The sequence below is a fragment of the Paludibaculum fermentans genome, from assembly GCF_051172195.1.
Classification (GTDB): domain Bacteria; phylum Acidobacteriota; class Terriglobia; order Bryobacterales; family Bryobacteraceae; genus Paludibaculum; species Paludibaculum fermentans_A.
The window spans coordinates 3613200-3626271 of record NZ_JBPJAQ010000001.1; the positions used below are offsets into that span (position 1 = coordinate 3613200).

The window sequence follows — 13072 nt, forward strand, 5'->3', positions numbered from 1 at the left end:
GAGGGTTCATGCTCCGTCCTATCTCGCATGCTCCGTGGTGACACCGGCCCGCGCGGGGGCGAATACCGCGGCAGGCAGTGGTTCGATGCGGCCCGATAGGATAGTCGGGGCCCAGTACAGAAAGTGGGCGGTCTGGGGCGTACGCATGAGTTGCAGCTTGCCGCGCCGCAAAGCCTGCGCACGATCCTGGCCTGTGCTGAGCTCCTGATAGAAGCGCTTCATGAGCCGCAGTTGAGCGGAGTCGTCCACCTTCCACAGCGGCGCCACGAACGATTTCGCTCCGGCCAACGAGGCGCCCCTGCGCATTCCGTAGATCCCATCGCCCGAGGTGGGGATGCCATCCGCCATGCGGCATTGCGACAGCACCAGCATCTGCGTGGCGCCCAAGTCGATATTGCTCAATTCCTGCGCAGTGAGGATCCCGTCCTGGATGGATCCGGCTCCGCGCCCGTACGCCTCCTCCAGCATGATGGCCGAAAGGTTCATGATCCGGGTGTAGGGGTCGAGCGGCGTCACCGCGCACTCAGCCCTGGCCGAGCGTTGGTCGCAGGCATCCATGCCGCGCACCATCCCATGGCCCACGATGTGGATCACGGCCGGTCCGTGCACCAGTTTCAAACGTTGCTCGGTGGCCTGATTCTCGCCCAGGAACCTGGCCTGCGGCATCAGCTTCAAGAGCTCTTCGGCTTCGGCCTGCGCACCGGGCAGCCGTTCCAGTTTGTCGGCGCGAAACGTCGCGCGAGCGGCCGCGGTCCTAGCTAAGCCTGGGCTGACGGCAATCAGTGAGCCTTCGGAACCGCCCTCCGAGTGAGGTGCCGCTGCGAGTTCCCGCCCGGAGAGCAGGTAGCTGATGGCGTAGCGCGCAACCAGGGGCCGCGAATCCTCGATCAGCGCTTCAAATGGCAGCAGGAGCAGCAGGCCGTCAGGCGCGATGCGCAGGCGCGCGGCCTTGCCTCGCTTGGCCAGCAGGGCCCACAAGGGTGCAAACGCCTGAACGGAGAGTCTCCCCATCGCGTTGGTTGCGGTCTGCTGCGCCGCTGCCGGCAGTTCCTGGTGTGCACGGGAGACACTCCAGTCGTCGGCGGCCTGGAGAACGTCTCTCACGGCGGTGTCGATGGCTCGCGTTGGTCCCAGTTCGGCCCACTCCAGATGAGCGCCGGCGTCGAGGACGAACGCGCCATACCGCGGCTGGGGTTTGGATCTGGTGCCCGCTTCATAGCGGATGATCTCGATCAACAGTTCGTCCTGCCCGAGACCCGCGGCTACCTCCTTCGCCGTCACACGGCCGGCCTCCTGGCGAAACGCGGGGAGTTCACGGCTCAGGCGGGCCTCCAGCCCTTCCGCCCGCTGGTGCAGGTCCTGGATTGCGGCCAAAGCCTGGGCGGCGCCTGCTTCGGTCCAGTTCTGCCGCAGTTGCTCCGTCAGGCCCTCATAGCGGCCCTGGAGTTCCGATGCCCGCAGGGCGCAATTGCCAGCTGGGGCGCGCCGCCAGTCCTTGTAGCCCAGCGCCACGGTGAGTGCAGCCTGGCACTCCACCAGGGCCTGCCACTCGTCCAACACGGGCTGTGTGGAGGGACCGGCCTGCGCCCGCAGCCTGGTGCGCCAATCGCGGATGAATTCGAGCACGCGGGCTTTCCTGCGGATCACGGCGTCGAAGGCAAGCTGGCGTGCTTCCGGAAGCTGTGCGCCGGCGGCGGCCTGAAAGGCGATGGCGGCCGGAAGGAACCCATCGAGACTGGCGAGCATGGCGACTTTGGCTGATTCGGAGCCCACGGCAAGGGCTTGGGCCTGGACGTCCTCCTGGATGCGGGAGGCGCGCCGAAAGAGGTCGAGGGCGGGCTGGAAATGTCCATGCCTCGATTCGAGGGAAGCCAGGTCGAGCAGATACTCCACGAGTTCGGGATGGGCTCCGCCTTTACTTGCCGTGACGATGCCGATGGCGCGCTGAAACTTCTGGTGGGCGTCGGCCTGGAGGCCCAGGGCTTCGGCCAGCCGGCCCTGCTGGCGCAGGATGGCGGAGTACAAGGGATGACGGGCTCCCAGCGTGGTCTCGACCAGTTTCAGCGCCTGCTCCAGGTTGGGGCCGGCTTCGTTGTACCGGCGCAGCTCCAGTTGAGCTTCCGCCAGGCTGAGCAGTGCATTCGCGCGTTCGTAGGCGGGGGCGGAGGTCATTTGCTCCATGATGGCGCTGGCTTCGCGGCACATCTTCTCAGAGGCGGCGGCATCGCGGTCGAGCAGCAACCGCCCGTAGTTGCGCAGGGTGACGGCCAGCGAGAGTCCACCCGCCGTCCTTTTAATTTCCAGTGCCTGTAGATAGGAGGCTTCCGCGGCGGCGCGGTCTCCGAGAGTCTGGTAAAGCACACCGAGGTTGCTGTACGCCGTGCCCACCAGGGGGTGCGATTTGCCGAGTTGTTTCTCCAGCAACTGCAGCGCTTCGACATAGGACTTCTCCGCGACGTCGTAGTTGCCCAGGTCCTGCTGCAGGAAGGCAGCGCCCGCGAGGGTGACGGAATAGGCGGGGTGGTCCGGGCCAGGGTTCTTCCGCAGTGCGTCAAGCGCCTTCTGGAACAGCTCGGCCGCCCGTTGATAGCGGCCCAGCCGTTGCGCAACATTCGCGAAGTTGGTACACAGCGTCCCATACTCCTCGGAGGGCTTCTCCGCGTCGAGCTGAAGTTCGTGGATCCGCAGTGCCTCGTCGTGCGTGGCATAGGCCGTTTCGTATTCGCCGCGGTAGTAGTAAACGGTGCCGAGAATGTTCAGGCCTTCGGCGTAGAGCGGGCTGGACCGGCCCAGCAGGCGGGCGCGAATTGCGGTGCCCTCCGAGGCGAGTTTCAGGGCTTCGTCGAGTTGGCGCAGATCGCGTTTCACCATGGCCAGGTTGATTAGGGTGTCCGCGCAGTCCTCCGTCTCGTGGCCCAGCCTTTCCCGGATCTCCAGCGCCTGCGTCAGGGTCGCCTCGCCTTCGGCCCGCTGGCCCAGGCTGTACTGGAGGAAACCCAGGCGGTCAAGACTGCGGCCCATTTGCCCTTCGGTCGCGGCCATGCCCAGGGCGAGCTTGGCGGTGCGCGCAGCCTGCTCGAGATCGCCCTTCTTGTAGAGCTCCTCGGTCTGGGTGTCCAACTCCTTCCAGCCGGCCTGGCCCAGGACTAGGTCCATTCCCAGGAAGAGCAGCATCCCGCTCAGTAGCGCCATGTGCAACTTCAAGGCCGCCTCCTCAGCCTCTGGAGGTTGGCTTCAATTGCCTGATGTTCTGCAGTGGAGGCCGGCGTGCCTCTCTCCAGCACCTTCTTTGCTTCCTCGAACAGTTGCAGTGCGCGGGTGCGGTCAGACTGCATTTCGGCCAGCACGGCCAGATTGTTCAAGGCCCTGGCGCGTGCCTCACGGGAGCCGCCCGCATTCGCCAGGCGTTCCGCTTCTGTCAGCGTGTGTTGCGCTTCCGCCAGGTCGCCGCTCAGCAGGCAGATCACCCCCAGGGCCTCCCAGCAGCCGTGAAGTTCGCCAGGACTGCCAGATTTTCCGGCTGCTCCCAGAATGTCTCTGAACCGTTGCCGCGCAGCAGCCAGATCCCCGGCTCTGAACTCCGCCTCCGCCAGCCGTTCCTGAGCCTTCTCTTTCAAGAGGGCAGGGGCGCCGGCGCCTTCCGCCGTTTTCAGGGCCGCCGCGGCCAGTTGCCGCGCGCCCGGGTAATCCCTTGAGATGGTGAGGGCATCGACTCGCGCCCACAACGCACGCAGGTGAGTCGCCAGGTCGACTCGGACCCGATCGCCCACCTCCACCGGGCCGCCCTGCATCAGCGTGGTCCGGCTGCTGTCGCGGAACAGCGCGGCTACCCGGAGGTCCGCGATCCGCTTGCCGTCCCGCTCTACCGGCAGCACCGTCTCCGGCCCGACTCCATCGGCCGACCCGAGGCTGACAGTCAGCTCTCCTTCGATGGCCGCCGTTACTGTTCCGGACTGGCTCGGCATCCGTGAGGCAGCGGTCTCCGCCCGGAAGACAATCTGGCCGCCCTGCTCCGTCGCCAGCCGGGACGCCAGCAGAATGGGTTGGGTGGTGGAAGCCTGCGGACCCAGTACGGGCGAAAGGACGGTGCGCGTTCCTGTTGTGGAGCCGCCCGAGGGCGGTCTCTGCCCCGCGATCGCCGGCGGGCCGTCCGCACCGCGCCGTGGGTAACTGACATACAAAATCAGCGCGGTCGCCGCGAGGCCGGCCGCGGCCATCCCCCAAATCATCCTGCCTCGCCACCGCTGTTCACGGGGCGGAGGAAATTCCTCCAGCCATTTGGAGCGCATTTCAGGGTCTGCCAGGCAGTCGTCGATGATTCCATCCACAACCAGCTCATCGAAGATGGCTTCCTCCCGGAAGGAGCGCTGCGTCAATTCGATTTTTTCACTGGGGGAAAGTTGGCCCTGGCGATGACGCTCCAGGAGTTCTTTGCTTCGATCCTGATTCGAATCAGGGCTCATCATGTTCGGGCCCTCCTGCGCCGGGACGGCGAAACAGTTTACGCCGCAGACACTCTGAAACCTGCGCTCGCCCGCGCTGAATTAGTGACGCGACTGTGTTGGTTGGGACATTCAATCGCTCAGCGATATCGCGCTGTTTGATTCCCAGGTGAAATAGCCGCAGCGCACTGCCCTGCGCGCGGTTCAGGCCCTTCATGCATAGCTCGAGCATCGCCTGGTTCTGGCGCCGCACCAGCGCTTCCTCCGGATTCAGTTCCCGGGTAACAGGCTCAATGGCGACACTCTCGCCCCGCGTCGAATCCAGCGTCAGGTGCGGGCCGCGGCTTTCCGGCCTGCGCTGCTCCCGCACAACATTGCGCAGGGTCAGGAACAGCCAGGCCGCCAGCCATTGTGGTTCAGCGGCTGGCTGCCCAGAGCCACGCCCCAGTGATGCGGAGAGCGCGTCTGCCACAGTCTGATTGGCCAGCGCCCGCGCCAGCACCTCCTGGACTGCTTCCTCCGGTTGCGGCGAGCCCAAGCGCCGCGCCTTGGCGGATAAAAGCCGGCGCAGTTCGTTCAGCTTTTCGGCGTCCCAGTCGTCGCCTTGCGGCATCAATCGCCCTCTCCTCGTTCCAGGTAGTATAGCCACACTTTTGTGACTTCGCGCCAAACTGGATCGAGTGAAGGAGGAAAAAACACTGCTGATTATTTCGTTGTCTTCGCCGGTTTCCTGATGAGAGGGCGAAGACGGGAATGAAAGTGCGGGGAAATTCTCGGATACGTTCTCGACGGGCGAGGATTCCGCCCCAGGTAGTTTGTCCGCGGCTCCCCGATTCCTCACCGGCATTGAATTGGTTCGCAGTCCGTAGTGCACCGTCTCTTGTTTTGCCCGGGTGTAGGTATTCAGCACGAGACCCCCACCGCTATTGTTTACCTCCGAATATTTTCGGGAATTTGGCTTTCAGCTTTTGGGCAGCGTTCTCGACTGCCGTACCCACGGGGTTGGCGGGGGTGGCGCCGCCTGCGTTGGGTTGGTTTGCTGCGGCTGGGTCAGCGCCGGGCAATGCGGTTCCCGAGACTGTGGCCGGCCCCGCCTGGGCTGAGAAGCCCGACATGCCGCTCGCCGGGGGAGTGATGCGAAACGCAGTCACGTCCAGGCCCGACATTGCAAGAACTTCCAGCGTTCCGTCCACGGCGAAGCGCCAGGTGCCTGGCTGGCGGCTGAAGTAGGCGTCCACAGCGAGGGCCCGCTGCCCGTCCAGATAGATTCCGAACTTGGTTTGATGTGTCGGTGGATCATACTCCGGACAGGAGAACGCGAAGTGCTTCGCGTCCGGGCTGAAGAGAGGCATGGCGGCAGATCCGCACTCCGGGCCCACTTTGCCATCGACGACAACTCTCCTGGCGTTCACGGCAACGTGCGTACCGTCGGCACTCCACACGATTCGACGGGCCGGGCTATCCGGGAAGAAGAAGCCCGTCTGTTCCATGCCTGGAAGGGGGTAAACCTGCTCGCCTGCGACCAGGACGAGTTTGTTGTGGAGGTCGATCCCCGTGTAGGCGGCACGGGTTCCTTCGTCGTTGAAGGCCAGGTTATCGAGGTTGGCGCTGATCAGGTCCGGGCCCTTTTTCCCATTCACGAAGACGCGCTCTATGTTGTCGTCGCCTCTCGTGCGGAACGCCAGGGTCGGGCCGCGCGGGCCTGACTGCAGGGAACTGCCCCGGGACAATCCCGCCGCCGGATACTCCTCGCCGTTCACGAGGAGGAATCTGCCGCCAATGTCCAGCCCGATGCTGCTGGAATCGGGGCTGAAGGTGATTTGAACCCCGGGATGGTTTTCGTAATCGCGGGTTTCCTTCCCATCCACGACAAAAAAGAGCCGTTCTCCGGCCGGGCCCGCCTTGCGGTAGGCGTAGTAGGCGTGGCGCAGGCCATTTGGACTCAGCCTGAGCTGCGCCACATACATATACGGCTTGCCGTTTACGCCGTCGATCACGGTGCGCGGGTCTCCGCTTGCATTCGCGCCATCCTCGGTAGGTGTTCCGATGAAGCCGACATGCTTCCCATCCGCGCTGATCTGGAGATCGGCCACAGACTGGTAACGGCCGGGCAGCGGCTTGCCGTCCACATAAACTCTGTGGCCCTCACCGAAGGCTCCTGTGTGCGGCACGCGCGCCGTGTAGACCCAATGCCGCCCGTCGAAGCTGGATTGCAGGTCGCGCACGGTGGCGAAGACTGGAGACTCCACTCCGTCAACCACGGCGACGATGCCGGAGTTCCGTTCTCCACTCTGTCCCTTCTGAGCGAGATAGCCGGCGTGTTTGCCATCTCCGCTGAAGGTGACGCTATCCACCTTGGCGTAGGGGCCTTGCCGTACCCCATTGACGATGGCCCATGACGTGGCTTTGGTGCGATTGGCAACGATCATGACGTACAGGCTGCCGTCCGGAGAGAAGCGGAAAATGCCGGCGTTCTTCAAGGAGTAAGGGTCGATGTCCACCGGCTTGTTGTCGACAACCAGCACCGTCCTTGTGCCTTCCCTGGCGGTATAGGCGAGCTTCTCGCCTTTGGGGTCAAAAATGAGGCGAGTTGCGGTCTGCCCCGGGTTCTGCTCGTCGCCGAACGTGCCCACTTCGTCCCATGGCTGGCTGGGAACTCCGTCCAGTTCCACCATTGGCCGGCTGCCGGCCATGCGAACCCGCGCCAACCGGCGGCCGTCGTCGCTCACCGCGGCATCGGGGGGGCGGCGATGAGCCTTCATGACATTGAGCGAGGCCTGCGTCACCAGGCCCAGGCTGCGTTTTTCGACAACCGGGGCGGGCTGCGCATAGGCGGGTGCGCCGCAGAGGATGGCCAGCGTGATCCAGTTCTTCATGTTCTCTCCTTGCATGCGCTACTTTTGCCGGCACTTGGTCAAGGCTTCAGATTCGCCGGAGCCCGCCCCAACGGATTCTTTGACGCAGGCGCAGTAGGCCTTCGTGCTCTGGCCGGGTTTTAGCAGGCTGTTCAGCATGCCGGAAGCGGCGTACTCCTGGCAGTTCTTTTCGGCCTGCGCGCCGAGGGCGGTGCCATCGGTGCACGTTTTTGCGAGGGCGAGGTAGACAAGGGTGAGTACGTGCCGATCGAATTTCGACGGCGGTTGAAATTTGCGTGGGCCGGGCGATGGTTTGGGCCTATCCGCGGCTGTCGGGAAGTTGATCTGCGCTTCACGGCTCGTAATCCACTCGAATTGAGCGCGGTAGACGCCGCAATTCTCTGGATCCCGCTCGCAGCCATACTTCTGGTCAATTTCAGCGTCACGGATGTGCCGGCTCAACTCCTTCAGCCGGAAGTCGGGAAACTGTTTGATGATGCAGTCGCAGTCCAGCGCCGTGGAGCCGCTGTTTTTCCTGGCGAGACAGTCCTGCCGTAGCACCTCTTTCTGTTTGTTCACTACCTCCTCGTCCACGGCGATGTTGGGCCACAATTCCGCCGGTTGCTGCGGTTTCCCGGTTGACTGTGCCACGGTGTGGGGAGAGGGCGAAGCGCCCTGCTTGGCGCTGGCGGTCTTCGGTGGTTGCAGTGAGTCTTCGACCTGTTTTTTGGCCTTCTTCAGGATGTCCTTGAACTGGCCTTCGGCTGTCGCCACGGTGACTAACACCGCGAGTAGCGAAATGTAAGTGCGCAAATTGCCTCCCTGTGTGCTGCAAGAGGCCGTCCCAGTGGCCTTTCCTGCTGCTTTGACCCTCGCCTGTGAAATGACCGCGGCGGGGGATTTCTTGCGGAAAATTCCGTTGCCGCCAGTGACGCTGCTTCAATCGATCCGGGTCCCGACGATTTGCGACAACGGATAGAGTACGTAGAAGGCGCCCAGGTCCACCACGAACAGGACGATGGCTGCGACGGCGATGACCGCGAAGCCGACGGATTCCCCCTTGGCAATACCTGCGCTCTGCACGCCCTCCATCAACCTCTGCATGAAGAGGGCAAGGATGATTCCGGCACAGGCATTGAACAGCAGCAGTAGCACCGCGGAGAACTCCACAATCGCCTTCATGGCGAACTCGATGATCTTATAGGCGCCAAGGTAGATCATTCCTCCGGCCATGGCCGAGATGACCCCGATTCCACAACGCGCTCCGGTGCTGATATCGCCAAAGGGCAGCACCGCGACGAGAAAGATGTAGAACAGGCACGCGATGCAGATCGCGATGTCGTATACGGGCGTCTGCTTATTCTCTGAGGTCATTTGGATGGTTCCTCTCTTTCACGGTTCTTACCGTTCCTGTCATGTGCACGCCGGCGCAGTTCAGTTCCGCATCACCAGGCCGCCGGCGCCGCTTCTGCGCAGCCGCGGTTTGAGATCCGGCTACGTGTGAAAGGAAATGAACACCGCGCCGGAAATCTTGCAGTATTTTGCGAAACCCTGGTTCGATCCGCGCCGTGTGGCGACCGCGCTCAGCCCGTTGCGGCGGGGGTTCCTGATATATTCGGGGCAGAGGCGGTCACAGTGGAAAAGAGAACGGGGTTATTCCGAATATTGGTGATATTGCTTCCGGCCGTGCTCGCGCCGCAGGCCGGCGGAGGCAGCCTCACGGGCAAATTCACAGACTCCAGTGGTGCCCCCGTGACGGGCGACGCGGTTGTCCTTCGCTCCGAGCCGGATTATGCCCGCCGGTACCGGCAGCGAACCAGCGAAGATGGTGCCTTCGAGTTTCGCGATGTGCCCGCGGGGCGCTATCAACTCGACGCTTCATTCCCCGGGTTTGGCTGGAAATCCATCGCCGGCATCGATGTGCCCGCCGGAGGGGCCATTTCATTGGGCGCCATCGTGGTCCCCATCCCGGAAATGCCTTTAACAGCATGCGGACCCGGGTCGGCCTGGAGCGTCGACATACAGTTTCTGCCTGCCGGCGTCCGCGGAGCCGCCCTGTCTGGCAGTGTCGAATCCGAGAACCGGAAGCCGCTCCAAGGAGCGGAAGTGACGCTGTTCTGCACCGGCGGCCGGGCCTGCGGCCAAGCCTTGACCGATAAGAATGGGAAGTTTTCCTTCTCCACTCTCGAGCCCGGCCGCTACTCCATCAAAGCTACAAAGCCAGGCTTCTCACTGGAGGAGAAGGTGGGTTTCCACGCCCGGGAAGGTTTGGACCAGACGCTCATGGCCTTTTCCCTCATCCAGTGTGCACATGGAACATGTGGTCCGGATGGGCGGCGGTTGCCTCAGCCCGGCTCCGTCACTATTTGCTGCGATTGAAAACTGCCGTGAACTGACTGGTGTGTGCCGCGGGTCCCGCTGGCGACGAACCGCTGTCTCGCTCAGAAAAGCGGCGGCGGCCCACCGGCAGTTCCAATAGACGCATTCGAATTGTGAGTAAATGCGAGTGTTTAGTCATCAGATCCCGTAACAGCGCATTGGTAAAACTTTCCGGGCTACCTGCAAAGAGTTCCGATAACCCGCCAGGGGTTGGTTTGGTGGCCGCACACAATGCCCGGCCGCAATTAGTACCGTGACGAATCAGGTACTGCCAGGACTTCCTCACCCTTCTACTGCCCCTGCCCGCGAAACCCTCTGCCTGCACGCGGGAGGCGATCCCGCGCGGGAGGGGTCCGTTTCCCGCCGTTGCATTTTCTTTGCCACCTGCACGCCGGCCGTGCTGGATCTCATTCTGCTGCTCACCACCAGCGGCATGTGGCCCTTCGTCTTTTTCACTGTCGATCCCTTGCGGCTTCCGGTGGGCCTGTTGACGGATATGGAGTTCGTCGGCGGCGCAATCGTCCGTCGCGACTGCACCATGGGGGGCGCCACCACGGCCGCTGCATCTCGATACGCCACGTTCTGGGGCCTTGTTCCGGCGCTGCACAATTCGCGGAGGGACTGGCCGTGTCTGGACTTGGCTTGGCGATTTTCAGCGCTTTCAGGAGCGTTGTCCCCATGACCGGCAGACCTCGCTGGTGATCCTGCTGACCGTCTGCTCCCGGTCGGCGGAGGCGATCAGCGCCAGAATGCTGGAGGAAACAAGGGGCGAAACCGCCCCGGGGCCGTCCGGGAGCGCCAGGCTGCCCTGCCAGTGGCAACCCACTTGCATCGCACCTCAGCACAATGTCCATTCCAAAGGTTGCCGCAGAAACTGCTTCTGAGCAGATCCAGATGCTTGCCCGAAAGGCCGCCGTCCTGCGGATCGACTCCGTTCGCGCCACCACTGCCGCCGGCAGCGGCCATCCCACCAGTTGCGCGTCGGCCGCCGAAATCGTCTCCACCCTCTTCTTTGCCGTCATGCGTTTCGACCCCAAGAATCCGCAGGCCGACCAGAACGATGTCTTCATCCTCTCCAAAGGACATGCCGCGCCACTGCTCTATGCTGCCTGGGCCGAAGCTGGCGCGTTTCCCCGCGAGCGGCTTTGGACCCTGCGAAAATTCGGTTCGGAACTCGAGGGGCATCCCACGCCCCGCCTGCCCTTCGTGCCCGTCGCCACCGGTTCACTCGGCCAGGGCCTGCCGGCTGCGGCTGGTGTCGCCCTGAATGCCAAACACCTGGAGCAGACAGGGCAGCGCGTCTACGTCCTGATGGGCGATGGGGAGTCGGCCGAAGGTTCGGTTTGGGAAGCGGCCGCGTGGTCGGCCCATCATCAACTCGACAATCTGTGCGTCACCGTCGATGTGAACTGCCTGGGCCAGAGCCAGCCCACCATGCTCCGCCACAATATGGAAGCTCACGCCGCGCGCTGGTCCGCATTTGGCTGGCATGTCGAACTGGTGGATGGGCACAGCCCCAACCAGTTGCTGGCGGCCTACAGGACCGCACTCAAGACGCGCGGCCGTCCCACCGTCATCCTGGCACGCACCATCAAGGGCAAGGGCCTGCCTGGTATCGAAGGCGACGAACATTGGCATGGGCGTGCGCTGGACGCCGCGAGGGCGGAAAAGATCATCGCCGAACTCACCAAACAGATGGGCGACTCCCTCATGGAATGGGAGCCGAGCATCCGCATCGAAGCGCATGCGGCCGAACCAGCATCGCCGCCCTCTCTCCGTTCCGACGAATCCATTCCACCCTACGACCCGCGGTTCGACTCCGTCTCCACCCGCCAGGGTTTCGGCAGCGCCCTGGCCGCCATCGGCGCCCGCAACAAGGCGATCGTCGTGGTGGATGGAGATGTGAAGAACTCCACTTACACCGAGGAGTTTGAGAAGCACGCGCCTCGCCGGTTCCTGCAAGGCTATATCGCCGAGCAGAACATGGTCGGGATCGCCTTGGGGCTGGCTGCCCGCCGCAAGATCCCGTTCGTCGCCACCTTTGCCTGTTTTCTGACGCGCGCCTACGACTTCATTCGCATGGCTGCCATCAGCGGGCTGAACATCAAAGTCGTGGGTACCCACGCCGGCGTCTCCATTGGCGAGGATGGACCTTCTCAGATGGGTCTGGAGGATCTGGCCATGATGTGCGCCGAGCCGGGCTTCACCGTACTCTACCCGGCCGACGCGACCAGCGCCTGGCGGGCAACGGCTCTCATCGCGGCGCACAAGGGGCCCTGCTACCTGCGGTTGGGCCGCCCGGCCGCGCCCGTGCTCTACGATGCTCACGAGACTTTTTCCATCGGACGCTGCAAAGTCCTCCGGAAGAGTGATCAGGATCGAGCGCTGATCGTGGCTGCTGGTGTCACCGTATTCGAAGCTCTATCCGCTTACGAGCAACTGCAGAACGAGGGGATTCCGGTCCGCGTCATCGATCTCTTCAGCATCCAGCCCATCGACGCGGCGGAACTCAAATCTTCCGCCCAGGCGGCGGGCGGTGTCGTCATTACAGTGGAGGATCACTATCGCCATGGCGGTCTGGGCGACGCTGTGCTCGGCGCGCTGTCGATCGAGTGCATGCGGGTTTACAAGATGGCGGTCAGCGAGATCTCCCGCAGCGGCAGCAGCAGCGAACTGCTGGCTGAATCGGGGATCTCGGCCGGTCATATCAAGGACATGGTCAAGTCGGTACTTAACGGGTCTGCGCCCGCGGGTGCTCAATGAAGACCCTATGCACCCCGCCGCCGTGTCTGAAAACCGGCTCCAGATCGCACCGGCGGCGCTGTAGACACCTTCGGCTGCCCCGATCCGGGAGTTTCAATCGCTGAGATGACTCTTCCTCTAACCGCCGCTTGCGTGGCATTTGCCATTCGTGCAATTGCCCTTGCTTTCAAACGCGACTCCCTCGGCGCGGTGGCAGGAACCGCAGGACATCTTCATGTCCTCACGCTTTTTGTGCGGTGAAGAGTACTCGATAGGGGCCTTCCTATCTCTCGTGAAAAGTCTGGGATGACAGACAACACAAACGTTCATCTCTCGCTTGGCGTGACTCGCATGGTCGTAGCTCACATCCCCTGATCCCGTATGAAGCACCAGTTTTGACGGGGGCTTCTTATCCTCCCCCAACAGAAGGCCCGCTCCTAATAACGAGAAGAAGAGCAAGCCGTAAAGAGATTGTCGCATGTGAATACCCTAATACAAAAAGTTGGTGAGTGCAGCCTGCTCTCCTGCTTGAAACCTCTCATGCTTTTACGTAGTCGTGAAAACGTTGGGCCCTACGGTGTACCGCCTGGAACTCTTGTTTGTTTGTGAGTTGCCTGACCGCGCATCCCTGCAGTACCTGCCTGTTTCGAATAA

10 protein-coding genes are annotated in these 13072 nt (G+C 63.0%); 3 read left to right on the forward strand and 7 right to left on the reverse strand.

Features of this window, described 5'->3' with window-relative positions:
- Window positions 1–18: 18 nt before the first annotated feature.
- The 6 genes from ACR9Y2_RS14715 to ACR9Y2_RS14740 all read right to left on the reverse strand — a co-directional run bounded on the left by ACR9Y2_RS14715 (window position 19) and on the right by ACR9Y2_RS14740 (window position 8671).
- Entirely contained in the window at window positions 19–3204 is a 3186-nt protein-coding gene (locus tag ACR9Y2_RS14715; RefSeq protein WP_435042121.1) for a CHAT domain-containing tetratricopeptide repeat protein, read from the reverse strand.
- The gene (locus ACR9Y2_RS14720; RefSeq protein WP_435042122.1) at window positions 3201–4466 is read right to left on the reverse strand and encodes a tetratricopeptide repeat protein; all 1266 of its coding nucleotides are present in this window, start codon (window positions 4464–4466) and stop codon (window positions 3201–3203) included. Before ACR9Y2_RS14720 ends, ACR9Y2_RS14715 begins: the two co-directional genes overlap by 4 nt.
- Window positions 4453–5352, reverse strand: a complete 900-nt coding sequence (locus tag ACR9Y2_RS14725; protein ID WP_435042124.1) for an RNA polymerase sigma factor — start codon at window positions 5350–5352, stop codon at window positions 4453–4455. The genes ACR9Y2_RS14720 and ACR9Y2_RS14725 overlap by 14 nt, the downstream gene beginning before the upstream one ends.
- Before the next feature lie 13 nt (window positions 5353–5365).
- Window positions 5366–7318, reverse strand: a complete 1953-nt coding sequence (locus ACR9Y2_RS14730) for a hypothetical protein (protein WP_435042125.1) — start codon at window positions 7316–7318, stop codon at window positions 5366–5368.
- Between the two features lie 18 nt (window positions 7319–7336).
- A complete protein-coding gene (locus ACR9Y2_RS14735) occupies window positions 7337–8110 on the reverse strand; it encodes a hypothetical protein (protein WP_435042126.1) in 774 nt (257 codons plus the stop codon).
- Window positions 8111–8236: 126 nt separating this feature from the next.
- Window positions 8237–8671, reverse strand: coding sequence for a hypothetical protein (locus ACR9Y2_RS14740; protein WP_435042127.1), 435 nt, complete (start codon window positions 8669–8671; stop codon window positions 8237–8239).
- Between the two features lie 294 nt (window positions 8672–8965).
- Here ACR9Y2_RS14740 and ACR9Y2_RS14745 point away from each other — a divergent pair, with 294 nt between their 5' ends.
- From ACR9Y2_RS14745 to ACR9Y2_RS14755, 3 genes are all read left to right on the forward strand, one after another.
- The gene (locus ACR9Y2_RS14745; protein WP_435042128.1) at window positions 8966–9676 is read left to right on the forward strand and encodes an MSCRAMM family protein; all 711 of its coding nucleotides are present in this window, start codon (window positions 8966–8968) and stop codon (window positions 9674–9676) included.
- A gap of 397 nt (window positions 9677–10073) precedes the next feature.
- The gene (locus tag ACR9Y2_RS14750; RefSeq protein WP_435042129.1) at window positions 10074–10358 is read left to right on the forward strand and encodes a hypothetical protein; all 285 of its coding nucleotides are present in this window, start codon (window positions 10074–10076) and stop codon (window positions 10356–10358) included.
- A 164-nt stretch (window positions 10359–10522) separates the two neighbouring features.
- On the forward strand, window positions 10523–12439 hold the full coding sequence (locus ACR9Y2_RS14755; RefSeq protein ID WP_435042130.1) for a transketolase: 1917 nt from the start codon (window positions 10523–10525) through the stop codon (window positions 12437–12439).
- A 117-nt stretch (window positions 12440–12556) separates the two neighbouring features.
- Here the strand turns inward: ACR9Y2_RS14755 and ACR9Y2_RS14760 are convergent, their stop codons facing one another.
- Window positions 12557–12898, reverse strand: coding sequence for a cytochrome c3 family protein (locus ACR9Y2_RS14760; protein WP_435042131.1), 342 nt, complete (start codon window positions 12896–12898; stop codon window positions 12557–12559).
- Window positions 12899–13072: the final 174 nt, after the last annotated feature.